This is a genomic window from Streptomyces sp. CCM_MD2014, from assembly GCF_000772045.1.
In the GTDB taxonomy this organism is placed as follows: domain Bacteria; phylum Actinomycetota; class Actinomycetes; order Streptomycetales; family Streptomycetaceae; genus Streptomyces; species Streptomyces salinarius.
This window is the reverse complement of record NZ_CP009754.1, coordinates 432,337-456,722: the sequence shown is the minus strand read 5'-3', so window position 1 is coordinate 456,722 and position 24,386 is coordinate 432,337. Positions and strand designations below refer to the sequence as shown.

Below are 24,386 nucleotides of genomic sequence, written 5' to 3'. Positions count from 1 at the left end.
GCTGCGGCACCGGGGTACGGCAGAACCGGCGCCAGCGAAACGAGTCGGCGTTTGGTAACACAGTCGGTGCGGCGCTTGAGATACAGCAGCCGCAATCGCGTCTCCCGCCGTACCGACGACCGACGATGAAGCGCTCGTCCAAGAAAGCATGGACCCCAGTCAGCTCGGCAGATAACGGCCGCACGCTCCGGCAACGTCTTCTACCAGGAGTCCTGCACTGGCGCGAGGCACAGCGCCGCCCACGCCTCCCGCCCACCTGTCGCGGTCGGCGACTGCGCTGCGGCGGCACGATCTTCTTCCAACCGATGGCTGATGCGCTGAGCGCCTACGGCGTCAGCGGGTACTAACCGCCCCTTGGGGCACCTGGGCAGTCCGTCGCGTCGTCGGGGGTGACGGACTGCCCACTACGCCGTCGCTTATGAGTTCGCAGGGACGGATGAGGGCGGGCCTCAGGCGGGAATGAGGCCGTGGGGGTCGATGATGAACTTTTCGGACACTCCCGTGTCGAAGGTCGCGTAGGCGTCGGGGGCGTCGTCGAGGCTGATCACTTTCGTGTTGAGCATGGCGCTCAGGTAGGGCATGCGGTCCCACAGGATCGCCATCATCAGCTCGCGGTTGTAGTGCATGATCGGTGCCTGCCCGGCGGCGATCCGCGGCGACTTGATCCACGCCTTGCCGAAGTCGATCGGGTACGTTCCCTCCTGCTCGGCCTTCGACTTCGCGAGCGGGTCGGCGCCGTAGACGCCGATGACTCCGGTGGCCCCGCCCGCGCGGGTGGCGTCGAGCACCTGGTTGATGGCGTGGGCCGGGTCCATGTCCTCGGCCTCGCGGCCGATGCCGTGTGCCTCGGTGCCGACGTAGTCCACTGCGCAGTCGACCATGGGTTCGCCCAGGATGGCCTCGATCTGGTCGGTGAGCGCCGCGTCCTGGCTCAGGTCGATCGTCTCGCAGCCGTTCTTCTTCACCAGCTCCAGGCGGTCCTTGTGGTAGTCGCCGACGATGATGCAGGACGCCCCGAGGAGGCGCGCAGCTGCTGCGCCGCAGCGGCCGACCGGTCCGGCGCCGGCGATGTACACGGTCGAGCCCGGCTTGGCGCCGGCCTCCATGAGACCGTGGAACGCGGTGGGCAGGATGTCCGAGAGCAGCGCCAGGTCACGGATCTTCGCCATGGCCTGGTCCCTGTCCGGGAAGCGCAGGAGCTGGAAGTCGGCGTAGGGGACGAATAGGTATTCGGCCTGGCCGCCGGTCCAGTCGCCCAGGTTGAAGCCGTACGCTGCGCAGGACACCTTGGGGTTTGTGGTCTCGCAGACTTCGGTCCGGCGCGCCCTGCAGTTGCGGCATCGGCCGCAGGCGACGTTGAACGGGACTGAGACGAGGTCGCCCTCACTGAGGAACTCGACGTCGGGGCCGACCTCGATGACCTCACCGGTCATCTCGTGCCCCATCACCATGCCCTGGGGCACTGGGAAGGACCCGCGGTAGATGTGCAGGTCGCTCCCGCAGATGTTGGTGGCGACGATCCTGAGGATGACTCCGTGCGGGGCCTTCTTCCCGTTCGGCATCTGAAGCTTCGGGAAGTCGAGCGACTCGACGCGCATGTCTTTCGGGTTCTGGAAGGTGACAGCACGGTTGCTGCTTGCCATGACGATCTCCTCTGCTGATTCACGGTGACTCGGCCGAGTCAGTGTCGGCGGTCATTTGGGCGACTTTGCGACCTCGGGTTTCCTAACGTAGGGCTCCATCCGAGGTATGCAGGCCGGCGCCACACCCTCTTGCGTGCCATCGCACTAACGCTGCGTGCCAAGCGCCCGGTCAAGCGCGTCTTCTGCCGATCAGGCGGGTTGCGGTGCGTTGACGAAGTGTTCGATGATCGCCTTGCAGAAGGCGGGGAGGTCTTGCGGGCCGCGGCTGGAGATCAGCTGGCGGTCGATCACGACCTCCTCGTCGACGACCTCGGCGCCGGCGTTGCGCAGGTCAGTACGAATGCTGGGCCAGGAGGTGAGGCGGCGGCCGTGCAGCACGTCTGCCTCTGCCAGGGTCCAGGGTCCGTGGCAGATGGTGGCAACGGGCTTGCCGGTCTCCACGAACTCCCTCACGAAGGCGACGGCGTCGGGGTCGGTTCGCAGCTGGTCGGGGTTCATGGTTCCGCCGGGCAACAGGAGCGCGTCGTAGTCGCTCACGCGTGCGTCGGCGACCTTCTTGTCCACGGTGAAGGTTCCGGCCGGGTCGATGTCCATCTGGCGCGCGTTGATCTCGCCGGTGTGGAGGGACAGGAGTTCAGCCTGCGCTCCAGCGCCCAGCAGTGCGCCGAGAGGCTCTTCGAGCTCGACGCGCTCAACGCCGTCCGTGGCCAGGATTGCGACCTTCCTGCCGTGCAGTTCGTTGGTCATGGTGCGTGGTTCCTTCCGGTGATCGGCGGAGGACCGGTTCGGGTCCGTGCCCTCCGCTCAGCTGCCGTCGGGGAGGAGGACCTTGGTCCTTGCCCTGCTCGATCAGCCTGGTTGGCCTGGCCCGTCCCCATGTCTGGTGGGCACGTCACCCACATAACGACCTCACCACTCCCACTGTCCCACCCTCACAAGACACGTCAAAAGGTGCGAATTGTCTCGCTTGGTCGGTGGCGCGCCGGGAACCCGGCCTGCCCGGCCCACGACAGACCACGGCAGGAAGGGAGATGCGGCCAGACGCCGCGGTGACACCGTCCGCTTCGTGCTCCTCGAAGACCGCTCGGCCGGGCTGGACTTCGGCCAGCTCGTCCGCGCGACGGACCTGTCCGCCTACCAGGTCAGATACGGTCTCGGAGCGTTGTCCAGCCGAACGACAAGCGGGTCAATCACATCGTCGCCCAGCTCAACTCTTTCGAGCGACCCTCGATTTCATAGCCGGTCCCGGAGATCTTGTCCGCAAGGGGACCGTCCGTCGCCGATCGGCCGGCCTCCGTCACATCGCTGGGGCGGCCGTCATGCGTCATCCTCGCTATCCGTCGGATACCACTGATGCCACTGGGCTCTGGTCGAACCGCTGCTGCCGCTGGCGGCCTGCGACACGGCTCGCGGTGGCCTGCCGGAGAAGCACTCCCGTCGCGAAATCGTCGACGCGATCCGATACGTCGTCGGCGGCATCACTGAAGCCCGCTCCCGAACCGGCCAGGAATTCGGCCTCGACCGCTTCCTTGCCTTCCTCACCGGCCACATCGATGAAGGCGTGCCCCTCCCCGAGACTCTGCGCCGCCTCATGCACAGCCACCACGGACACCTCTGCGACGACGCCACCACCGTCCTCCTCCAGTGGCACGGCCCCCAGCCCTTCGCCCCACCCTGAAGCCCTCGTCGGACTCCCCACATCCGGCACCGCCCCACCAGAACGTCAATCGAGCCCCGGCTCTCCACCAACTATCCGCGACAGCTACGGCTGACCACGCCGCCCCGCGGGCAGCACCTGCTCTAGGCGGGCGGCTTCTCCACGAGGACATCGATCTGCTCGATCGTGGGCTCCTCGAAGAGCTCACCCGTGTTCTCAGCGAGCGCTTGCGCGACCTCACCCGACAGATGCGCCTGGCGTCCGTCGTCGTCGGGAAAGGCGTCGAAGATTCCGAACGACGAGGGTCCGAACCGGATTCCGAACCACCTGACGGTCTTGGGCTCCCCCTCGACGATCGACAGCCCCTGGTTCAAGAAGTCCTGGACGTCGTCCTCCCTGCCGGGAAGTGCTTCGAGGCGTACCAGAAGTGCTTTGCTGACCTGTGTTGCCATCTTGGGTCTCTCCTCTTCCTTTTCCTTGGTTCGCGTCGCCGCGATCATCAGAACGCCGCTATGGCCGCCTCGGCGACCGTCTGATCTTGCTCGCCGCTGCCCCCCATCACTCCTACCGAGCCCCAGGACCTGGCCGTCGTGGGGGAGCGGGATGCCACAAACGAAGATCATCATCAACATCGGCCGAGGTGGCGGCACACCCGCGCTTGCCCGTCATGACGACTCCTCTGCTCTCCTACGCGGCTTTCGCACGACTCCTGTGCTCTCCTGCGCGGTTCGCGACGCGGGCGGGATACGCGGGGGGTTACAAGCCTGCGGCAGCCGCCTGGGCGACGCTCTGGTCTTGGTCCCCTGACCCTCCGCTCACCCCGACGGCGCCCACCACCTGTCCGTTGCGGTGGAGCGGCAGGCCGCCGGCGAAGATCATCACGCGGCCCTGGTTGGAGCCGCTGATGCCGTAGAACTGCTGCCCGGGAGTGGCGTTCGCGGCGAGGTCAGCGGTGCTGATGTCGAAGGCGCGGGCGGTGAAGGCCTTGTTGATGGAGATGTCGACGCTGCCGAGCCATGCGTCGTCCATGCGGGCGTGGGCGACGAGGTTGCCGCCAGCGTCGACCACGGCGATGTTGCTCGGCTGCCCGAGCTCCTGCGCTCGTTTCTCTCCCGCGTCGATAACCCGCCGAGCGTCCTGAAGGGAGATGCTTTCGATGCTGGTCATGGCGCGCGCTCCTTCTTGAAGTCGTTTCCGGGGATATGGGCCAGCGCTTCAGCCGCCGTCGGGGTGAAGCAGGACCTTGGTCCAACTGTTGTCGCGCTGGTCGACGTGCTGGTAGCCCTCCGGGGGGCCTGATCCCGTGGCAGTTCGTGGGAGACGATTCAGGACGTTTGGACCTTCCCCCGCTCGATGAGCCCGCGGAGCTGCCGGCACCGGCTCTGGGGATCGCGTCCATACGTGCTCTTTGACCGTTATTTCGGTCGTGGGATGGCGCTCGCTGAGACTTGTCGAGCTCAGCTGTGTCCAGGGTGCGGTGGCCTACGGCTGCAGGACAGCGCGCACGCAGCCGTCCTTCTTGTTCTTGAACATGTCGTAGCCCTTGGGTCCCTCGTCGAGGGACATCGGGTGGGTCATGAGGTGATCGGTCTTGAGCTCGCCAGTGGCGATGCGTTCGAGCAGCATGGGGATGTAGTTCTGTCCCATCTGCTGGGCGCCGCGGAGGGTCAGGCCCTTGTTCAGGAGCGCGCCCATGGGGAACTTGTCGATCAGGCCGCCGAATACGCCGAGGCAGAATACCGACCCGCCCTTGCGGCAGTGGTAGATCGCTTCGCGCAGGGCGCTGGGCCGGTCGGACTCGAGACGGAGCTGCTGCTTTGCCTTGTCGTAGAGGTTGACCGGTCCGTCGGTGTGCGCTTCCATGCCGACGGCCTCGATACAGACGTCGGGGCCGCGCCCGCCGCTGCGCTCGAGCAGCTCTCCGCTGACGTCGGTCTGGGTGTAATCGATCGTCTCGCAGCCGACGTGCTCGGCGGTCATGGCGAGACGCTCGGGGAAGCGGTCGATGGCGATCACTCGCTCGGCCCCGAGGAGCATCGCCGCCCGGGCCGCCATCTGGCCGACGCCGCCGCAGCCCCAGACCGCGACGACATCGCCGGGCTTGACGCCGCCGAGGTCGGCGCCCATCCAGCCGGTGGGGTGCCGCGTCCGAGGCGAACACCGCGGCCTGGTCGGAGACCTCCTCGGGCACGGGAAAGGCTCCGTGATCGGCGTAGGGGACGCGGATGTACTCGGCGTGGCTGCCGGCGTTGCCGCCGAGGGCATGTGAGTAGCCGAAGCAGGCGCCGAGCGGTTGGCCGTAAGTGAGCTCGGTGAGGCCCGGGTTCGTGTTCGCGTTGTCGCACAGCGACCATAGGTCGTTCTGGCAGTACCAGCATTGACCGCAGCCGAAGAACGAGCACACGACCACCCGTTCTCCGACCGAGCGCCTGTGGACGTCGGAGCCGACCTCGACGATGTCGCCGATGAACTCGTGACCGAGTACGTCACCGCGTTCCATGGCCGGCATGTAGCCGCCGATCAGGTGCAGGTCCGAGCCGCAGACCGAGCTCAGGCGCACCTTGACGATGGCGTCCTGGCGGTTGATGATCTGGGGGTCGGGGACCCGCTCGACGGTCAGGTCGTTGACTCCGTTCCAGGTGAGTGCTCTCACAGCCTTCCCTCCTCGCGTGCGCGCGCGGTGGCGGCAGAGATCAGCTTTCCGCCCGGACCGGGGTGGGTCGTTGGCGGCTTGTCGGGGCTGAGTACCTCGCCCGTCTCGAGTAGCGCCCGGGAATCGCGCAGAGCCCGGCGGACCGGCCCGCGCGGGTCCTGGCCCTTGAGCCGGGCCGCGGCGCCTCCCGGTCCGGAGGGCACGGGTTCGCGCAGGCGGGCTGCGACCTCGGTGCCGCGGTCTCCGGGAGCCGGCCGAACCTGGACCTCGATCTTGTCGCCGAGCTTCGCGAGCGGCTCGGGGAGCCGTCCGTTCGCAGAGACTTCGTCCGACGGACGGTTGATCGTTACCGTGTGCCAGCGATCGCTGTGCCCGCTGGCGGCCCCGCTCGACTCACCCTTCCACCGGCGGATCATCACCGCTGCCCCGCCGCCCACAGCCAGGCCGCTCAACGTCAGTGCCTTGCCGTTCATCGCGTGCTCCTCTCCGGGGCGAAGTGGCTCGCCGCCGTGAAAGTGTTCGAGCTGTCTCCACCGTCACCTGGCTTCGCCTCACGTGCAAACGCAGTCCGCGGGTGACCAGCGTCCGATTCGTGGACCAGGCGGCGACTCTCTGGACTCCGCTCTAACGGCCGCGCCGACCCCGAACAGGACTTGACCAAGTTCTGTGGGTGTTCGGGTTGGAGATGATGCCCAGGCGCTCGTCCCAGGTCATCACGATCCTTGGGTGGCCTTGGCGACGACCCGGCCCCGGCCAGTCAGGCGGTCTGACCGAAGCCGGCCGCCGTGAGGTCCTGCTCTCGCAGCGGAGTGCAGTCCACGTCCAGCTTCGGTCGGACACCTCGGGCTGGATACCGAGCTCATGTGTGGAGTACTCACCGAACCGATTGATGTGCTCGGTCAGGTACGGCCAGATGCGCGCCAGGTCCTCCGGCTCGATCGTCCAGCCCTCTTCCAGCAGCTGGCGGACGGTCTCGGCGAAGTCCAAGGGCGTTGTGGAAAATGCCCGCGTTTGCAGGAACAGTGCGACGCCCTCTGCCGCCACCGGTGAGGTCGGGCCACCCGGCTCCGGGCGGAGCCCGGTCGGGCACGCTGCAGGGGTGTCACAGCATCTCCAGCGGCCGTTTGCTCTCCGGCGGCGGGAACGCCCGGTCCAGCGTCGCGAGGTCCTCGGCGGTCAGGTCCACCTCCAGAGCTGCTCTGTTCTCCTCGACGTGCGCGCGGGAAGACGCCTTCGGGATCGCGATGACGTCCTCGTGCCGCAGGACCCAGGCCAGGGCGATCTGCGCGGGCGTCGCACCGTGGGCAGCTGCCACGTCCCGCAACGCCGGGTGGCCGAGCAGACGGCCCTGCTCGACCGGCGAGTACGCCATGACGGGGATCGACAGTTCACGGCACCTGGGCAGCAGACCGTACTCAGGCCCTCGACGGCTGAGGTTGTACAGCACCTGGTCGGTCTGCGGCCCGGCTCCGGGCGGCAGATCCGCGAGATCATCCCCGTCCAGGTTGCTCACTCCCCAGGAGCGGATGGCACCCTCCCGCACCAGGGACTCGAATGCCTCGACCGTCTCCTCCAGCGGCACGGCTCCACGCCAGTGCAGCAGGTACAGATCGATCCGGTCCGTGCGCAAACGACGCAGGCTCCCCCGGCATGCCTCGGCCACTCCACCGGCGTCCGCATGGGTGGGGAGCACCTTGCTGACCAAGAAGACCTCGTCCCGCCGTCCGGCCACCGCCTCGGCCACCACTTCCTCCGCCGCGCCGTCCCCGTACATCTCCGCGGTGTCGACGAGGGTCATCCCCAGGTCCAGCCCGGCGCGCAGGGCCGACACCTCGGCCGCGCGGCGCCCGGGATCCTCCCCCATCCCCCAGGTGCCCTGACCGAGCACCGTGACCGCAATCCCGCAAGGAAGGATGACCGTCCTCGGATCCGCCATGGCTTCCTCCTGGATGTAACGGTGGCCAAAGACTGCCAACCACCAACAGCACCACGATCGCGCATCGGATGGCACCGCGATCACCGACGTAGGTACCACGTCGTCGGAGCAGGATGCGCCGACTGTTGGGGCGTTCAGCGGGGCTGGCCGAGTGCTGCCGCCGGCCGCAGGTTCTCCTCGAGTTCATCGTCCATGGCCGCGCCGGCCAAGGCCCGTCCCAGTCGAGGTGCCTGTTTAAAGAGGTTGTGCCCGGCGGCGAAGAAGATTCTGTCGGCTTCCCAGACCGCCATGCCGTCCTCACTCCACGGCAGGCTTGTCACCCAGCAGTTGAGGCGCTCGACGGGCTCGGGGTCAAGGCCGGGCAATGCGTGGGAGATGTACGCGCGGGCGCGGTCACTGAGTGCCGTCAAGGCTTCGGCGTCCGCGAAGCTGCCGTCCTCCCGCACCTCGACCGTTTCGCTGAGCCCCACCGCATACCGGCTGTTGCCCGGGTAAGGGGCTGCGTAGACGCCAACCTCACCGAAGTCGCCGCTGCTGTCCTGCAGGCAGGCGACCCGTTCCGGGGGCGCTCCCCTGACCTGGAAGGTGAGGCGGACGTGGGCCGCCGGCTGTACCGGCAGCGAAAGCCCCACGTTGCGCGCCAGCCGCGCGGTGCCCACGCCCGCGCACACCACGGCCGTCGCGTACTCTTCGCGGCCGACGCTACTGACCACCTCCACCGTGCCGCGGCCCGTCGGATACAGCGAGATGACTTCATCGGTGACCAGCGAGTCACCCAGCGCATCGGCCAGCCGCTCGACCGCGGCACGGGTGCGGATGGCACCGCCGCCCTCATCGAGCATCGCGGGACCGCGGTAGTCGGCGAGCAGCGGCATGCGCGCGTGAAGCTCGGCGCTGTCCACGGTGCGGGCCGGTATGCCGCCGGCATCCTGCAGAATGCGCAGTCTCCCAGGAACGGTACTGCCCAGTGCGACCACTCCGTCCCGGGAGACCAGCTCTGCGCCCAACCGGTCGGCCCACTCGTCCCAAACGGCGCGGGCCTCCCGGGTGAATTCCACCAGGCGGGCGTCGTCGTGCGCGTGGCGGAATATGCGGGACTGGCCACCGGATTGCCCGTGGCCTGGAACGCCGCTCTCGTAGACCCGCACCGCCGTTCCGCGTTCGGCCAGTGCGTAGGCGGTGCAGAGTCCGACGATGCCGGCCCCGACCACGGCCACCTCGGGAACCCGGTCCATTCGATCGCCTCACTTCGCGTCCCGGAGCCGTCCCCCTGCGGGCCAGGGACTAAGTTCATCTGTCGCCGCCGCGAACGGGTGGGTGACTGGACCCCATGAGCATTGCCAGTTCTACGTGACTTGGCGGCGTAACCCTGCCTCCTCCAGCCTCACACCGGTACGAAATATGTCAACCGGTCACCTCGGACAACGATCGTGACCCACCGGCGGAGAGCCGCGGGTCGGACGTCCGGTCAAGGCACAGCAGGAGGAGTCTGAGCAGTACATCGGCCGGCTGGCGATTCCGTCGCTGTCCAGACCAGCGGGCTGCAGGGCTTCCGCTCGGCCGAGATGTCGACCCGCCGGACGTGGTGACGGCAATCGGAGCGATGGGTGCGGAATGACCTTGCATCATGATCAGCCTGGCAGCTTCCGCAGCCAGGACATCCTGCACATCAGAGTCCAGGCTCATCGTGTCGTTCCCCGTGCTCTGGCCAGCCCGTAGCGTGCGCGAGGGGGAGGTCTGTGCACGCCAGTCACCGGCCAGGCGAAGTCGTACATCAGGACGGGGAAACGACAGAGTTCAGGGCTACCGGCAGGACAAGTGCGGCCTCGGTGGCCTGGTCCGGTCCAGGGTGGGCGTGACATGCCGAGCCCCACGAGGCCCGGGGCGGCCAGGTGCCAAGTCGCCCACTCCCGGCCTGCGCCTCGTCAGATCACTCAGGACGACGTCAAGCGGGCCATCGCGCGCTCTGCGGCCAGCTGGCGCGATCAAGGGCCAGCTATCGCGCTCAGTCACACCTCAGACGCTCCGAGATCGAAAACAACTTCTCAGACCCCGACTGGTGCTCAGACCCCCAGCATGCCCGGGGGATGCTCGTGTGCGAGCAGGGCGGTGAGCACCCGGTCCGGGGTGAGCGGCAGTTCGCGGAAGCGGATGCCGGTGGCGTGGTGGACGGCGTTGCCGACGGCCGCCGCCGAGCCCACGATCCCGATCTCCCCGATCCCCTTGCTGCCCATGGGATTGAGGTGGCCGTCCTCCTCGTCGACCCAGTGCGCCTCCAGGTCCGCGACGTCCGCGTGCGCGGGCACGTGGTACGACGCCAGATCGCGCTCGACGAAGTCGCCGAAGACCGGGTCCACCGTGCTGTCCTCGGTCAGCGCCATCCCCAGGCCCATCGTCATGCCGCCGATGAACTGGGAGCGGGCCGTACGGGCGTTGAGGATGCGCCCGGCGGCGAAGACGCCGAGCAGCCGGGTCACCCGTACCTCGCCGGAGACGGTGTCCACGGTCACCTCGGCGAAGTGGGCGCCGAACGCGTGCCGGGCGTAGGGGCTCTCGGCGTCCGCCGTGCCGGAGGTGTCGGCCTCGGCGGCGACCCCCTCGTCGGGCAGCGGCCCCGAGTGCTCCGCCAGCCGGCCGGCCAGCCGGGCGCACGCCTCGTGCACGGCCGACCCCCAGGACGCGGTGCCCGAGGAACCGCCGGCCATCGGGGCGAATCCGATGCCGCTGTCGGCCACTTCGATCCGCACCCGCTCCAGCGGGGCGCCGAGGGCGTCGGCGGCGACCTGCGCGAGCACCGTACGGGCGCCCGTGCCGATGTCGGTGGCGTTGACCCGTACCAGGAAACCGCCGTCCGGCAGGGCGCGCGCCGAGGCGACGCACGGGGAGACCAGCACCGGGTAGGTCGCCGAGGCCACCCCGCTGCCGACGAGCAGGGGCCCGGCGGAGCGGGAGCGGGGACGGGGATCGCGGTCCTCCCAGCCGAAGCGCCGGGCGCCCTCGCGCAGACACTCCACCAGGTGCCTGCTGCTGAAGGGCTTTCCGCTGTCCGGCTCGGTCTCCGGTTCGTTGCGGATCCTCAGCTCCACCGGGTCGACGCCGAGTTCCGCGGCCAGTTCGTCCATGGCGGACTCGAGGGCGTACATGCCGGGACACTCGCCCGGCGCGCGCATCCACGACGGCGTGGGCACGTCCAGCGCCGCCACGCGGTGCAGCGTGCGCAGCGCGGGGGTGCCGTACATGACGCGGGCGGGGACCGCGGCCTGCTCCACGAACTCCTTCACCCGCGAAGTGTGCGTCGTCACCTCGTGCACCAGTGAGGTGAGCCGGCCGCCGGCGTCCGCGCCCAGGCGCAGCCGGTGCAGGGTCGGCGCACGGTGCCCGACGACGGCCGGCAGGTAGCGGCGCGGCAGCGCGACGGTCACCCGCCGCCCCGTCTCGCGCGCCGCCATCACGGCCAGCACCACTTCGGGACGCGGGGTGCCCTTCGAGCCGAACCCGCCGCCCACGTGCTCGGCACGCACCGTGATCCGGTCCTCGGGCAGTCCGAACAGGCGCGCCAGTTCCTTCTGCACCGCCGTCGTGCCCTGGCTGGAGCAGTGCACGCTCAGCCGGTCGCCGTCCCACTGCGCCGTACTGGTGTGCGGCTCCATGGGGTGGTTGTGCAGAGGCGGCACCGAGTACTCGACGTCCACCCGGGTCGCCGAGGAGGCGAAGGCGGCGTCCGGGTCGCCGTGCTCGGTGACGGCCGGAAAGCCCCCGTTGGCCGACTCGGGGACGTACGCCTCGGGATGCGAGGCAGTGAGCGCCACGTCGTGGGGATCTTCCTCGTAGGCGATGCGGACGGCGGCGGCACCCGCGCGGGCCGCCTCCAGCGTCTCGCCCACCACCACGCCCACGAACCAGCCCCGGTGCGGGACGTGCGGGCCCTGCAGCACCGCCAGGGTCGGGTCGTCGGGATCGCCGAGGCGGGGGGCGTTCTCGTGCGTGAGCACCGCGAGCACGCCGGGCAGCGCGAGCGCCGGCGCGGTGTCGACGCCGGTCACGCGGCCGCGCGCGACCGTCGCCGGCACGGGCCAGGCCTGGGCGCGGCCGGGCGCATCGAACTCGGCGGCGTAGCGGGCGGTGCCGGTGACCTTCTCCCGCCCCTCCCGGCGCTCGACGGGAGCGCCCAGGACGGCATCGGTGGCGGTCATGGAGTCCTCCTCGTGGACGCCGGGGGCGGTCAGTTCGTGGCCGGCGGAGCGAGCCGGCCCAGTACGTCAAGGGCCAGCCGACGGGCCAGCGGCACCTTGTAGGCGTTGTCCCGCAGCGGTTCGGCCGCGGCCAGCTCCAGGTCGACGGCGTGCTCGAACGCCGCGGTGGTGGGCGCCGCCCCCACCAGCGCGTCCTCCGCCCGCCGGGCCCGCCAGGGCCGGTGCGCCAGCGCCCCGAAGGCGATCCCGGCCCGCTCCACCACGCCGTCCGCCAGGTGCAGCACGACGGCGACGGAGGCCAGCGCGAAGGCGTACGACGCCCGGTCGCGGGCCTTGCGGTAGGCCGAGGGCAGTCCCGCGGTGGCCGCGGGCAGCACCACGCCGGTGATCAGCTCGCCGGGGTGGATCTCCGTGTCCCGCTCCGGGTGCATGCCGGGCAGCCGGTGGAAGTCGGCGGCCGGCACACTGCGGCTGCCCTCGGGGCCGTGCAGCTCCACGCGCGCGTCGAGGGCGGCCAGCGCCACCGCCATGTCCGAGGGGTGGGTGGCGATGCACTGGTCGGAATGGCCCAGTACGGCATGGTCGCGGTGCACACCCTGCAACGCGCCGCAGCCGGTGCCGGGCTCGCGCTTGTTGCACGGCTTGGACACGTCCTGGAAGTAGGGGCAGCGGGTGCGCTGGAGCAGGTTGCCGCCGGTCGTGGCGGCGTTGCGCAACTGCCCGGAGGCGCCGGCCAGCAGCGCCTGGGACAGGGCGGGGTAGCGGTCGCGCACGGCGGGATGGGCGGCGAGGTCGCTGTTGCGGACCATCGCCCCGGCCCGCAGCGAGCCGTCGGGCAGTTCCTCCACCGTGTCCAGCGGCAGCCGGGTGACGTCGACGAGGGCGGCCGGCGTCTCCACGCCGAGTTTCATCAGGTCGACGAGGTTGGTCCCGCCGCCGAGAAAGCGGGCGCCGGGGTGGGCGGCGAACGCGTCGGTGGCCTCCTCGACGCTGCCCGCGCGTACGTAGGCGAAGGGCTTCACGGGATCACGTCCTCGACCGCGTCGGCGATGCGCGGATACGCACCGCACCGGCACAGGTTGCCGCTCAGCCGCTCCCGGATCTCCTCCCGGTCCAGCTCGACCGGCGCCCCGGAGGGCGTCGCCGGGTCGGTGACGTGGGACGGGTGCCCGGCCGCGGCCTCGGCGAGCGCGCCGACCGCGGAGCAGATCTGGCCCGGCGTGCAGTAGCCGCACTGGAAGGCGTCGCGGTCGAGGAAGGCGCGCTGCACCGGGTGCAGTTCCTCGCCGTCCCCGGCGAGGCCCTCGACCGTGGTGATCTCACACCCGTCCAGGGCGACCGCGAACAGCAGGCAGCTGTTGACCCGCCGTCCGTCGACCAGGACCGTGCAGGCGCCGCACTGCCCGTGGTCGCAGCCCTTCTTGGCGCCCGCCAGACCGAGGTCCTCCCGCAGGAGGTCCAGCAGAACGCGGCGGTGGTCGACGGTGAGCGTGTGGGGTTTGCCGTTGACGCGGAGCGTGGTCTCCGAACGGGAGGACTCCGGTGGGTGGGAAGCGGGGGCGCTCTCGTGCTGGCTGTCCATGGCGTCGCTGACCTTCCGGGACGGGCCGGGGCTCCTGTGCCGTCCGCGTATCCACCTCGCGCCGGATGACACGTGAGGGTGCCCTCAGCGGGGTCCCGGCGGCCGCGGTCCCGGACCGGCGCCGGCTGATCGGGACGACGCCTCTGGAATGACGCCATGACCACGCGATGCGGAGACCTCACGGGACCGGCGCACGTCGTGCGTGACGCCTGCGAGGCGCCGGCCGGCGTCGTCCGCCCGCTCGGGGACGAGGAGTCCCGGCTGCCGACCGGCTGCGACCGGGAGAGCACGGCCGGCCGCGGCCGGGGGGCCACCCCGCCCGTCGGCGGGGCGGCGGGATCACTCGCCGGGCCGGGGAGGTTCGCCGGCGGCCCCGCCGTCGGACCGGGGGCGCGGTGCGCGGGCGACGCCCCGGAACCGGTCCAGTGTGCGGGTCAGCCCGCGCAGCGGGGACGCCGGCGGATCGGCCGGGGGCGGCCCGGCCGGGGCGGCGCCGGCGGACTCGCGGTACACGGCGAGGGCCTCGGCCGCCCGTTCCGCCGCCTCCCGGTACAGGTCACGGGACTGGGTCATCGCCTCGAGCGCCTCGGCGTACATCGCCACCAGCTTGCGCTCGCGCGCCAGCTCCTCCTCCAGCGTCAGCAGGCGCCAGTCCTCCCGCAGCGAGCCGAGCGCCGCCACCGCGTCGTCCGGCAGCGGCCTGGCCAACGCGGCGAAGGAGGTCACCGCCGCGATCAGCGCGGTGGGCTCGGAGCCGTCCAGGAAGACGGTGCGGACGGAGAAGTCACCGGCCGCGTAGTCGTCCGGGGCGGGCGTGCCGGGCAGTACCACGGCGCCGCCGCGCGGTACCTGGACGCCGAAGTCCTCCAGGGCCCAGTTCACCACCCGCAACTGCTGCGGCGCCGCGCGGTGCTCGACCACCCGGTGCCGCAGGCCGGGCGGCAGCCACTGCGCGAGGGGAACCCGGCCGCGGTGGTCCGGGGTCATCGCCTCGTGCACCACGACGTGGATGTTCCAGGGGCTGCGCCCCGCCTCCTTGAGCAGCCTGCGTACGGCCTTGTCGTCGTCCGGCAGGGTGTTGATGCCCCGCAGCCTCAGCCCCGTGGCGGTGTCCCGGTCCCAGGTGACGTCCGGGTCGTCCGGCCAGAACACGGTCGCGGGAGAGGGCCAGGCCAGGTCCCAGGCCTCCTCGGCCTCCGCGAGCAGGGTCCACTCCTGCCCGCCGGCCGAGGCCGGCTCGAGGATCAGCCGGGCCCGCACGGTCACGTCCCCGGGAGCCCTCCAGCGCGCCTCGAAGATCCGCGGTCCCGGCGTCCCCGCGGGCCCGGACTCCTCCGTCGGCTCGTCGGGCGGCTCGAGGAAGTCGTCGACGACGTGGTCGTCCTTGAGCCGCTGCAGCGTGCGCCGGACGGTGTCCTCGGCCGCGGAGCCGACATGACGGCCGCGAGCGGCCCACAGCGTGGGCGGGTACATGGGGCGGGCGGTGGGAGAGGTCGGCATGGGTCCATCGGGCAGCAGGGGCACGGACGTAGGCAAGTATTGTCGCCGCAGGTCAGCCGAGAGCACCGGGGGTCCGCCGACCGGGCGTGCCGCGGCGCGGCGCACGGTGCGGCCGGCCGGGCCACGACGTGCCGTGGGCGAGGGTGGGCAGGAGCAACCCGACCGACCGTACGACACGACAGGAGTGACCTGATGAACCTCGACCTCGGCGGACGCACCGCACTGGTGACGGGCTCCTCGCAGGGCATCGGGGCGGCGATCGCCGCCGGGCTGGCCCGGGCCGGTGCCACCGTGGGCGTCAACGGGCGCGACCCCGGGCGCCTGGCGGAGAGCGTCGAGAGGCTTCGGGCCGAGGTGCCGGACGGCGTGTTCGTGCCGGTCGCGGCCGACCTCGGGACCGCTGAGGGCGCCGAGCGGGCCCTGGAGGCCATGCCCGACGTGGACGTCCTCGTCAACAACCTCGGCGTCTTCGGCGCCGCGCCCGCGCTGGAGATCGGCGACGACGAGTGGCGCCGCTACTTCGAGATCAACGTCCTCGCCGGGGTCAGGCTGACGCGCGCCCATCTCCCCCGGATGAGGGACCGCGGCTGGGGCCGGGTGCTGTACATCGCGAGCGACTCGGCCGTCGTGATCCCGGCCGAGATGATCCACTACGGAGTCTCCAAGACGGCCCTGCTCGGAGTCGGCCGCGGCTTCGCCAAGGAGGCGGCGGGCAGCGGCGTCACGGTGAACTGCGTCATCGCGGGTCCCACTCACACCGAGGGTGTCGAGGACTTCGTGTACCAGCTGGTCGACCGCGACCTCCCCTGGGACGAGGCACAGCGCGTCTTCATGCGCGAACACCGGCCGCAGTCCCTGCTCCAGCGGCTGATCGAACCCGAGGAGATCGCCAACCTGGTGGTGTACCTCAGCTCCCCCCTCGCGTCCGCCACCACCGGGGCCGCCGTCCGGGTGGACGGCGGCTACGTGGACTCGATCCTCCCGTAGGCGTCCCCCGCCTCATCCGGGCCCGTCGCACTCGTCCCCGTCCGCGCGCCGCCGGTCCGCCTCGTCCCAGGCCCGCGTGTCGCGCGGCTCCACGTACGGTTCCTCCTCGGGCGGATGGCCGCCGTCGATGACGCGTTGCCGGGCCAGCTCCGCGTCGAACTCCAGGCCGAGCAGGATGGCCAGGTTCGTGACCCACAGCCAGACCAGGAAGATGATCACGCCGGCCAGGGTGCCGTACGTCTTGTTGTACGAGCCGAAGTTGGCCACGTAGAAGGCGAACCCGGCGGAGGCGAGCAGCCAGATCAGCAGCGCGAGCAGGCTGCCCGGGGAGATCCACTTGAAGCCCTTGACCCGGGCGTTCGGCGCGGCCCAGTACAGGATCGCGATCATGAACGTGACCAGCAGGACCAGCACCGGCCACTTGGCGATCGACCACACGGTCAGGGCGGTGTCCCCGACACCGAGGGCGGTGCCCGCCTGCCGGGCCAGGCTCCCGGTGAAGACCACGATGAGCGCGCTGACCACCGCGAGCACGAGCAGCACCACGGTCAGCCCCACCCGCAGCGGCAGCACCTTCCACACCGGGCGCCCCTCGGGCATGTCGTAGACCGCGTTGGCCGCCCGGATGAAGGCGGCGACATAGCCGGACGCCGACCAGACGGCACCCACCAGGCCGACCACCGCGAGCGCGGAGCCCAGGCCCGCCCTGGCCTGCAGTTGCTCCACCGCGTTCGTGAGGACGTCCCGGGCGGAGCCGGGTGCCAGCTTCTTCACGTTGTCCAGGACCTCCTGGGTGGCGGACTCCCCGGCGATGCCGAGCAGCGACACGAGCACCAGCAGGGCCGGGAAGAGCGCCAGGATCCCGTAGTAGGTCAGGGCGGCGGCGCGGTCGGTCAGCTCGTCGTCCTTGAACTCGGCGACCACGCGCCGCAGCAGCGCGGTCCACGAACGTTTCGGCAGTTCGGTCGGGGAGTCCGGGGCGGCGTCCTCGGCGGCGGCGTCCGGGCCGTAGTCGTCGTCCGGCCGTCCGGAATCCGGTGCGCTCGCCGGTTCGTCCGCCGGTGTGTCCTTGGTGTGCTTCCCGCCACGGGGAAGATGCGGTCGGGCCATGCCCCCCGGGTTGCCCGTCTCGGCGGGGACACGCGCGTCCACCGGCACCCGTACCGGGGCCGAACCCCGCAGTATCCCTCAGCGCGGGCACGTTCCTCTGGAAAATGCCAAAGCGCTCACCGGATGCGTGCACTTTCCGTAGTGTCGTCGTCACGTTCGCGGTACTGCCGTGCAGGGGAGGGGATCCGGCGTGCCCGGAATCGACGAGAGTCTGCTGGAAGCCATGAGGCTGCCCGGCGCGCGCGGCGCCTCGCTGGTCGACTGGATCAGCGGGCTCGCTCTCGGCGCCGTCGGCGAGGCGCCGGGCGGCGACTGGGAGGCGACCGCCGCGGAGACGGCGGAGCTGGGCAGGCACGTCGCGGAGAGCGGCTCCCTGGCGGCGGGCGGCCCGGGAGGCGGCGGTGCCGAGCCCGGGAAGGAACCCCCGGTGGAGGACCTGATCGCCACCACCGGCGACGCCTACCACCTGCTCCGGTTCGTCAGCACCCCGTTCGACAGCACCGTCTTCCTCCACCTGTGGCTCGACCGCAACGACGGCAACCTCGCCCTGGCCCGCATCCGGCTGGCCGAGATGGCCGACCGGCTGGTGCTCGGATGACCCGGGTGACGACCACCTGGACCGCGGACGCCCTCGCCGCCCTCGCCGCCGAGGGGGCGACCGGCGCCCTGTCGGGCGAGCGGGGCATCGTCTACCTCAAGGCGGGCCGTGTCGTGCACGTGGAATCGGCCTTCGCGCCCGACCTCGGCGCGCTGCTCACCCGCAGCGGCGCGGTCCCGCCGGACGGCTGGTGGGAGGCGGTCGACCGGGGCGGGACACAGCACCGGGTCGGCCACCGGCTCGTGGACAGCGGCAGGCTCGCCGCCGGCGCGCTGGAGGTCTGTCACCTGGGCGCGCTGTTCGACGCCGCCTACTTCGTCCTGGCCCACGACACCCGCGCGCAGCGCTTCCGGCCGGGGGCGGTGCACTGGCTCGGCGCGGTCCGTTCCGTGCCGGTGGACGTCGTCGTGCGCGAGTCCGGGCGCCGGCGCGCGCTGCTGGACCGCATATGGCCCGACCCCGCCGTCGACACCCTCCCGCTGACCCGGGTGCCCGGCACCGGCTCCGCCGCCCTGCCCGCGCGGCGGAGCCGCATCCTGACCCAGGTCGACGGCGTGCGCACCGCCGCCCAGATCGCCTCGGCGCTCGCCTGCCGCACCTACCACACCCTCGTCGAACTGCGCCGCCTGGCCGCCGACGGCCTCGTCCGCACGGCGGTCCCCACGGCCCCGGTCCCGCCGCCCGGACCCGAACCGCCGGGGGTCGTGTGGGACGACCCCGACACGGCCCTGCTGCGACGGCTCCGAGACGCCCTGGAGGCCCTGTGATCCGCGCGCGTCGCAGGCGCGACGAAAGGAGACTGCTCATGGCCGTCGAGAGCGACGTCCTGGACGAACTGCACCGGCTGCGCAACCGCGTGCCCCAGCTGACCGGGTCGCTCGCGGCCACCGTGGACGGGCTCGTCCTGGCCCACGACGCGCCGGGCACCGAGCCCGAGGGCCTCGCCGCGCTCACCGCGGCCGCCCTCGGCGTCGCGTACCGCATGGCCGAGGCGACCGCGCGCGGCGGCTTCCGCGAACTGCTCCTGCGGGGGGCCGACGGCTACGTCGCCACGTACGCCGCCGGTCCGGCCGCCGTGCTCACCCTGCTCGCCGACGGCCGGGTCAACGTGGGCCGGCTGCACCTGGAGGGCCGGCGCAGCGGCGCGCGGATAGGGGAACTGGTCGCGGCCGGTCTCGGTCCCGAACGCGGCCGCGCCCCGGCCGCCGAACCCGTCACGGCGCTCCCCGACCCGGCGGCCCGCCCCATCGGCACCCTTCCGGTGCGCACCCCGCAGCGCCCCGCCCACCAGCCCGCTCCCCAGGCCGGCGGCCACCACCGGCCGACCTGACCCGCCGATCGCGTACCGAACGCGCACACCGATCACTTCCGGAAAGGAAACCACCATGGCCAACCTGGAGACCTCGCTCAAGGAATGCCTCGGCTCCATCGACGGAGCGACCGCCGTCGCGCTCGTCGACTACACCAGCGGAATGGCGCTCGGCACCCTGGGCGGCGGCAAGGACTTCAACCTGGAGGTCGCCGCCGCGGGCAACACCGACGTCGTGCGGTCCAAACTGCGCACGATGGAGCACCTCGGGCTCAAGGACGAGATCGAGGACATCCTGATCACGCTCAACACCCAGTACCACATGATCCGCCTGCTCAAGGGCCGCGGCGGCAACGGGCTCTTCCTCTACCTGGTCCTGGACGCGAGCCGCGCCAACCTGGCCATGGCCCGCCACCAGCTGCGCCGCATCGAGGGCGACCTGGAGGTCTGAACCGACCGCGGACGACCCTCGAGGGCCCGGCGCCCCGTCGTGCCGCCGGGCCCCGCCCGCCGCCCGCCCGTGCCGGTGGCGGGCACCTGCGTGCCGGGACGGGCAGCGGCTCAGGCGCCGCTCTCCCGGAGCATGTCCTCGCGCTCGACGTACTTCACGCGCTCACGGCCCTGCGGCTCGCCCTGTGCCTTCTCGGCGGCGTCGAGCTTGTACCAGCCGTCCCAGGTGGTGAAGCGGATGTTCCGCTCGGCGAGGAAGGCGTCCACGGCCTCCGGAGCGGGCGAGGCGGGCGTCTGGAGGCGGCCGTTCGCGTAGTCGTCCAGGAGGTTGGAGACCGTCTCGTTGGCGTCGCCCTTGGTGTGGCCGATCAGGCCGACCGGGCCGCGCCGGATCCAGCCGGTGACGTACGTCGACTGCAGGTGCTCGCCGGACTCCTGGACGACCCGGCCGCCCACGTCCGGGACCGTGCCCGAGTCGATGTCCCAGGGCAGCTTGGGAAGCTGGTCGGAGAGGTAGCCGACGGCCCGGTAGACCGCCTGGACGTCCCAGTCCTTGAACTCGCCGGTGCCCTTGACGTTGCCCGTGCCGTCCAGCTCGGTGCGCTCGGTGCGCAGGCCGACCACCTTGCCGTCCTCGCCGAGGATCTCCGCGGGCGACTCGAAGAAGTGCAGGAACAGCTTGTGCGGCCGGTCGCCGACGTCGCGGATGGCCCAGTTCTCCAGGGTCTTGGCGACCATGTCGGCCTGCTTGTTGCCGCGCCGGGTCGCGATCGAGCCCTCGTCGTAGTCGATGTCCTCGGGGTCGACGATCACCTCGATGTTGGGGGAGTGGTCCAGCTCCCGCAGCTCCATCGGGCTGAACTTCGCCTGGGCCGGGCCGCGGCGGCCGAAGACGTGGACCTCCAGCGCCTTGTTGGCCTTCAGGCCCTCGTACACGTTCGGCGGGATCTCGGTCGGCAGCAGCTCGTCCGCGGTCTTGGCGAGGACGCGCGCGATGTCCAGGGCGACGTTGCCGACACCGAGGACGGCCACCTTCTCCGCCTCCAGCGGCCAGGTGCGCGGGAAGTCCGGGTGGCCGTCGTACCAGGCGACGAAGTCGGCCGCGCCGTACGAGCCGTCGAGGTCGATGCCGGGGATGGACAGCGCCCGGTCGGCCGTGGCGCCGGTGGCGAAGATCACACCGTCGTAGAAGGCGCGCAGATCGTCCAGGCTGACGTCGCTCGGGTAGTTCACGTTGCCGAAGAGGCGGATCTGCGGCTTGTCGAGCACCTGGTGCAGGGCCGTGATGATGCCCTTGATCCGCGGGTGGTCGGGCGCGACGCCGTAGCGGATGAGCCCGAACGGGGCGGGCATGCGCTCGAAGATGTCGATGGAAACACCGGGGTCGGCGGCCACTTCGGACTTGAGCAGGGCGTCAGCGGCGTAGATCCCGGCCGGGCCGGATCCGACGATGGCCACCCGCAGTGGGCGGGGCATGTTCATGTTCCCTTCGAGCGGTAACAGATCGACTCTCGGGGAAGCCTAAGCTAAGGCAAGCCTAAGTCGGTACGCGGGTCCGGTCTATGAGGTCATAAGTACACCTTATGGGATCTCATGGTTCAGGTTTGGGGCTGGGGCCGGCGACCCGGGCGGGGACACGGGCACGGACCGGTGTTTGAAGGGCCGGTCACGGGTGACGCAGGCGTGGGGCGAAGTGGCGCGTCCCGTGCAGCCTCACGAGGGGAGCCCGTGTGCAGCGTCCGGACGACGAACCCGATCCCCGCCGGTGGCGGGCCCTGTGGGTCACCCTGGTCGCCGGGTTCATGACCCTGCTGGACGTCACGATCGTCGCCGTGGCCCTGCCTTCCATGCAAGAGGGGCTGCACGCCTCGCCGGCGTCCGTGCAGTGGGTCGTCTCCGGTTATGCGCTGGCGTTCGCCCTGACCCTGGTGACCGCGGGGCGGATCGGCGACGCGTTCGGCAGGCGCCGCGTCTTCCTCGTCGCCCTGGCCGCCTTCGTGCTCTTCAGCGCCGCGGCCGGGGCCGCGCCCGGCATCGAGCTGCTCGTCGCGGCCCGCCTCGCCCAGGGCGTCGCCGCGGGCAGCCTGGCACCGCAGAACTCGGCTTTGATCCAGCAGCTGTTCCGGGGCGCGGAACGCGGGCGCGCGTTCGGCCTCTTCGGCGCCACCGTGGGGGTCTCCAGCGCCGTGGGGCCGGTCGTGGGCGGCCTGATCCTGGCGCTGGCCGGCCCCGAGGGCTGGCGGTGGATCTTCTACGTGAACGTGCCGGTCGGCCTGCTGGCTCTGCTCCTGGGCTTCCGTCTGCTGCCGCGGGTCGCGCCCGGCGGCCCGGGACGCCTCGATCCGGTGGGGGTGGCACTGCTCGGCGCGGGCATCCTGGCGGTGATGCTGCCGCTGGTCCTCGCCGAGGGCGGGGGTCTGACCAAGGCGTGGTGGCTGTTCCCGGTGGGAGCGCTGGTCCTGGCCGCATTCGCCCGCTGGGAGCGCCGCGTCGCCCTCCGGGGCGGCCAGCCGCTCCTGGAACCGGGACTGTTGACCGAGACCCGCGGCTACGCCACCGGCGCGGGGCTCGGAGCCCTGTACTTCGTCGGCTTCAGCGGGGTGTGGCTCGTCTTCGCGCTCTTCTTCCAGAACGGGCTGGGCTACTCACCGCTCATGTCGGGCCTGGCGGTGACCCCGTTCGCGGTGGGCTCGGCCGTCGCCGCGGCCGTGGCGGGCCGACTGGTGGAACGCCTGGGGCGGCTGCTGACCGTGTGGGGACTGGTCGCCGTCATGGCGGGGCTGGGCACGACCGCGCTGCTGCTCTGGCTCGCGCCCTCCGGCCAGGCCGCCTGGTTCGCGGCCCCGGCGCTGCTGCTCGGCGGGCTGGGCAGCGGCTGCGTGATCTCCCCCAACATCACGATGACGCTGCGCGACGTGCCGGTACGGATGGCGGGCGCGGCCGGGGGCGCCCTGCAGACCGGCCAGCGGCTGGGCGGCGCCGTGGGCACCGCCGCGCTGCCGGGGCTCTTCTACCTGACGCTGAACGCCACCCACGACGACTACCACGAGGCCGTGGCCCTGTCGGTGGGTACCGGAGTCGCCGCCATGCTGTGCGCGCTGACCGTCGCGGTCCGCGACTGGCGGCGGGACCGTCCCGGTCACGACCGGAACTGCCCGCCGGAGACGTCCCACAGCCACACCCACGCCGGCCAGAACTGACCCTCCCGTCGCTCGGCGGCGCGGCGGCGAGTCGCGCTCAGCGGCGCTTGCCGAACTTGCGCAGCATCTCCTGTGCCTGTGCGCGGCGGCGGGGGTCCGAGGCGGCCCGGCGCACCTGCTCCGCCGCCCGGCGGCCCTGCGGACTGCGCGCGAACCGCTTGATCTGGTCCAGTACTCCGGCCATGACGTTCCTCCGAGTCGACGAGGTGCTTCCCTTGCCGGTGCTCGTACCCATTGCCCCGCCGGACACCCCTGCCGGGCGTTCGCACGTTTGGACCCGCCGCGCGGGGCGACCCGCGGGGCAGGACATCGCTCACCCAACGCCGAGAGGTGAACCACTGTGGCCGGCAACCAGAAGTCCAGGGCCAAGATGGAGCAGGCCAAGGGGAAGGCCAAGGAAGCGGCCGGCCGGGCCGTCGGGAACGAGAGGATGACGGCCGAGGGCCGCGCCGCGCAGTCCAAGGGCGACGCCCGGCAGGCCAAGGAGAAGGGCAAGGACGTGTTCCGGCACTGACACCGGAACGGACGGGACGGCCCACGGGCCGCGGAACCGGGCGACGGCCGGGTTCCGCGGCCCGCGTCGTGCCCGGCGGCCCCGGTGAGGCCGCCGGCCTCACCGGGGCGCGGGGTCAGCCGATGTGATAGGCGTCCCCGTACACGTGCCAGTCCAGCGGCGGCTCGAGGTCCAGGCTGCCCTCGTCAAGGAAGACGCGCTGGGCCGTGTCGACCCGGCTGGTGTCGCTGTGCGCCTCCTCCTGCTTCATGGCCCACACCCGCGCGTCGAGGAAGGCGTGCAGATAGGCCACCTCGTCCCCGCCCCGGGCCGGCGGCCGGGCCCGGCCCAGGGCGCGCTCGCGGATGCTGCCGAAGCTCAGACGGTCGCCGCCGTCGCCGTGCATGACGATCGCGTCGTAGTACGCGAACTGCCCCAGCGTCCGCAGCCCGTCCTCCTTGCCGCGCCGTACGGCGGGGTCGAAGTAGACGCGGTCGCGCTCGTCGTCCTGCGCCCGGCGGAACCCGGGGTCCGTGTCGGCGGCCCGGCGCCAGTCGTCCGGGAAGCCGGGGTCGAGGCCCTCGTGCGAGTCGGAGCCGTCCACCCGGCGCAGCGCGGGCAGATAGGGCGCGAGCAGGTTGCCGGGGTTGCGCTCGGCGTACAGCTCCACCAGGTCGAGCATGTCACCGGTGCCGGAGCAGAAGCCGATGATGCCGGCGGTGTAGCCGCGGCCGTCGCCGATGTCCTCGATGTACCGGTACTGCGCCTTCCAGTCGAGCGAGGAGTTCTCCGCGCTCGACACCAGTTGCATGGCGATCTCCTTCTTCGCCGGGTCGTCGAGCCCCGTCGCCCGCGCGGAGGCCGCCGCGGCCCGCGAGGGGGTGAGGAGAGGGACTGTCGCCAGGGACGCGCATGCCATGGCGATCACGGTACGGCGCGAGGGGCCTGAGGGGCGCGCCGGGTCGGGGAAGGGGTGCCTCACGGAATCTCCAGGTGTGGTGGGGGGTCGGGAGTGCCGGGCACTGATAGGAAAGTTTCCTACCAGACAATCGGCCCGCCGGACACCCGTCTCGCA

At 71.4% G+C, this 24,386-nt stretch carries 23 protein-coding genes and 2 pseudogenes; 8 read left to right on the top strand and 17 right to left on the bottom strand.

What is annotated here, in order from left to right:
- Positions 1-449: 449 nt before the first annotated feature.
- Positions 450-1,643: an alcohol dehydrogenase catalytic domain-containing protein gene (locus NI25_RS02090; protein ID WP_040247054.1), complete on the bottom strand. Its 1,194-nt coding sequence runs from the start codon at positions 1,641-1,643 to the stop codon at positions 450-452.
- A 189-nt stretch (positions 1,644-1,832) separates the two neighbouring features.
- Complete coding sequence (locus NI25_RS02085; protein ID WP_019359430.1) at positions 1,833-2,390, bottom strand: type 1 glutamine amidotransferase domain-containing protein; 558 nt, start codon at positions 2,388-2,390, stop codon at positions 1,833-1,835.
- 572 nt (positions 2,391-2,962) lie between these two features.
- Between NI25_RS02085 and NI25_RS39925 the strand changes: the two are divergent.
- Positions 2,963-3,114: pseudogene (locus tag NI25_RS39925) on the top strand (transposase); the annotation flags it as partial.
- Positions 3,115-3,443: 329 nt separating this feature from the next.
- On the opposite strand, the gene NI25_RS02075 reads toward NI25_RS39925, so the two are convergent.
- The 11 genes and pseudogenes from NI25_RS02075 to NI25_RS02030 all read right to left on the bottom strand — a co-directional run bounded on the left by NI25_RS02075 (position 3,444) and on the right by NI25_RS02030 (position 15,164).
- Positions 3,444-3,752 carry a putative quinol monooxygenase gene (locus NI25_RS02075; protein WP_061446708.1) on the bottom strand — a complete coding sequence of 103 codons (309 nt, stop codon included), beginning with the start codon at positions 3,750-3,752 and terminating at the stop codon, positions 3,444-3,446.
- A gap of 304 nt (positions 3,753-4,056) precedes the next feature.
- Positions 4,057-4,467, bottom strand: coding sequence for a GlcG/HbpS family heme-binding protein (locus NI25_RS02070; RefSeq protein WP_061440765.1), 411 nt, complete (start codon positions 4,465-4,467; stop codon positions 4,057-4,059).
- A gap of 315 nt (positions 4,468-4,782) precedes the next feature.
- Entirely contained in the window at positions 4,783-5,427 is a 645-nt protein-coding gene (locus tag NI25_RS39915) for a zinc-binding dehydrogenase (protein WP_228953077.1), read from the bottom strand.
- Between the two features lie 118 nt (positions 5,428-5,545).
- Positions 5,546-5,860 (bottom strand): annotated as a pseudogene (locus tag NI25_RS39910) (alcohol dehydrogenase catalytic domain-containing protein); the annotation flags it as partial.
- An 89-nt stretch (positions 5,861-5,949) separates the two neighbouring features.
- Positions 5,950-6,426 carry a hypothetical protein gene (locus tag NI25_RS02060; protein ID WP_061440764.1) on the bottom strand — a complete coding sequence of 159 codons (477 nt, stop codon included), beginning with the start codon at positions 6,424-6,426 and terminating at the stop codon, positions 5,950-5,952.
- A gap of 629 nt (positions 6,427-7,055) precedes the next feature.
- Positions 7,056-7,889, bottom strand: coding sequence for an aldo/keto reductase (locus NI25_RS02055; protein ID WP_061440763.1), 834 nt, complete (start codon positions 7,887-7,889; stop codon positions 7,056-7,058).
- Between the two features lie 134 nt (positions 7,890-8,023).
- On the bottom strand, positions 8,024-9,124 hold the full coding sequence (locus NI25_RS02050; protein WP_019359437.1) for an NAD(P)/FAD-dependent oxidoreductase: 1,101 nt from the start codon (positions 9,122-9,124) through the stop codon (positions 8,024-8,026).
- Between the two features lie 828 nt (positions 9,125-9,952).
- Positions 9,953-12,082 carry a xanthine dehydrogenase family protein molybdopterin-binding subunit gene (locus NI25_RS02045; protein WP_061440762.1) on the bottom strand — a complete coding sequence of 710 codons (2,130 nt, stop codon included), beginning with the start codon at positions 12,080-12,082 and terminating at the stop codon, positions 9,953-9,955.
- 29 nt (positions 12,083-12,111) lie between these two features.
- Positions 12,112-13,104, bottom strand: a complete 993-nt coding sequence (locus NI25_RS02040; protein ID WP_061440761.1) for an FAD binding domain-containing protein — start codon at positions 13,102-13,104, stop codon at positions 12,112-12,114.
- Positions 13,101-13,664 (bottom strand): (2Fe-2S)-binding protein, encoded by a 564-nt coding sequence (locus tag NI25_RS02035; protein ID WP_061440760.1) that lies wholly within the window; start codon positions 13,662-13,664, stop codon positions 13,101-13,103. Before NI25_RS02035 ends, NI25_RS02040 begins: the two co-directional genes overlap by 4 nt.
- A gap of 339 nt (positions 13,665-14,003) precedes the next feature.
- Complete coding sequence (locus tag NI25_RS02030; RefSeq protein ID WP_107071592.1) at positions 14,004-15,164, bottom strand: hypothetical protein; 1,161 nt, start codon at positions 15,162-15,164, stop codon at positions 14,004-14,006.
- Positions 15,165-15,356: 192 nt separating this feature from the next.
- Between NI25_RS02030 and NI25_RS02025 the strand changes: the two genes are divergently transcribed.
- Positions 15,357-16,151, top strand: a complete 795-nt coding sequence (locus NI25_RS02025) for an SDR family NAD(P)-dependent oxidoreductase (RefSeq protein WP_061440758.1) — start codon at positions 15,357-15,359, stop codon at positions 16,149-16,151.
- A gap of 12 nt (positions 16,152-16,163) precedes the next feature.
- On the opposite strand, the gene NI25_RS02020 is transcribed toward NI25_RS02025, so the two are convergent.
- Positions 16,164-17,261, bottom strand: coding sequence for a YihY/virulence factor BrkB family protein (locus tag NI25_RS02020; RefSeq protein WP_061446707.1), 1,098 nt, complete (start codon positions 17,259-17,261; stop codon positions 16,164-16,166).
- A 190-nt stretch (positions 17,262-17,451) separates the two neighbouring features.
- Here NI25_RS02020 and NI25_RS02015 point away from each other — a divergent pair, with 190 nt between their 5' ends.
- Genes NI25_RS02015 through NI25_RS02000 form a run of 4 tightly spaced genes read left to right on the top strand, consistent with a single transcriptional unit; the run spans position 17,452 to position 19,619 of the window.
- Entirely contained in the window at positions 17,452-17,859 is a 408-nt protein-coding gene (locus NI25_RS02015) for a hypothetical protein (protein ID WP_061440757.1), read from the top strand.
- The gene (locus NI25_RS02010; RefSeq protein ID WP_061440756.1) at positions 17,856-18,626 is read left to right on the top strand and encodes a hypothetical protein; all 771 of its coding nucleotides are present in this window, start codon (positions 17,856-17,858) and stop codon (positions 18,624-18,626) included. The genes NI25_RS02015 and NI25_RS02010 overlap by 4 nt, the downstream gene beginning before the upstream one ends.
- Positions 18,627-18,664: 38 nt before the next feature.
- Positions 18,665-19,189, top strand: coding sequence for a roadblock/LC7 domain-containing protein (locus tag NI25_RS02005; protein ID WP_061440755.1), 525 nt, complete (start codon positions 18,665-18,667; stop codon positions 19,187-19,189).
- 55 nt (positions 19,190-19,244) lie between these two features.
- The gene (locus NI25_RS02000) at positions 19,245-19,619 is read left to right on the top strand and encodes a hypothetical protein (RefSeq protein WP_061440754.1); all 375 of its coding nucleotides are present in this window, start codon (positions 19,245-19,247) and stop codon (positions 19,617-19,619) included.
- 110 nt (positions 19,620-19,729) lie between these two features.
- Here the strand turns inward: NI25_RS02000 and NI25_RS01995 are convergent, their stop codons facing one another.
- Positions 19,730-21,094, bottom strand: a complete 1,365-nt coding sequence (locus NI25_RS01995) for an FAD-dependent oxidoreductase (RefSeq protein ID WP_061440753.1) — start codon at positions 21,092-21,094, stop codon at positions 19,730-19,732.
- 254 nt (positions 21,095-21,348) lie between these two features.
- Here NI25_RS01995 and NI25_RS01990 point away from each other — a divergent pair, with 254 nt between their 5' ends.
- Positions 21,349-22,818 carry an MFS transporter gene (locus NI25_RS01990; RefSeq protein ID WP_061440752.1) on the top strand — a complete coding sequence of 490 codons (1,470 nt, stop codon included), beginning with the start codon at positions 21,349-21,351 and terminating at the stop codon, positions 22,816-22,818.
- 37 nt (positions 22,819-22,855) lie between these two features.
- Here the strand turns inward: NI25_RS01990 and NI25_RS38220 are convergent, their stop codons facing one another.
- Positions 22,856-23,002, bottom strand: coding sequence for a hypothetical protein (locus NI25_RS38220; protein WP_199560798.1), 147 nt, complete (start codon positions 23,000-23,002; stop codon positions 22,856-22,858).
- 156 nt (positions 23,003-23,158) lie between these two features.
- On the opposite strand from NI25_RS38220, the gene NI25_RS01985 reads away from it, so the two are divergent.
- Positions 23,159-23,332 (top strand): CsbD family protein, encoded by a 174-nt coding sequence (locus NI25_RS01985; RefSeq protein WP_061440751.1) that lies wholly within the window; start codon positions 23,159-23,161, stop codon positions 23,330-23,332.
- A 115-nt stretch (positions 23,333-23,447) separates the two neighbouring features.
- On the opposite strand, the gene NI25_RS01980 is transcribed toward NI25_RS01985, so the two are convergent.
- Complete coding sequence (locus NI25_RS01980; RefSeq protein WP_061440750.1) at positions 23,448-24,293, bottom strand: chitosanase; 846 nt, start codon at positions 24,291-24,293, stop codon at positions 23,448-23,450.
- Positions 24,294-24,386 lie beyond the last annotated feature (93 nt).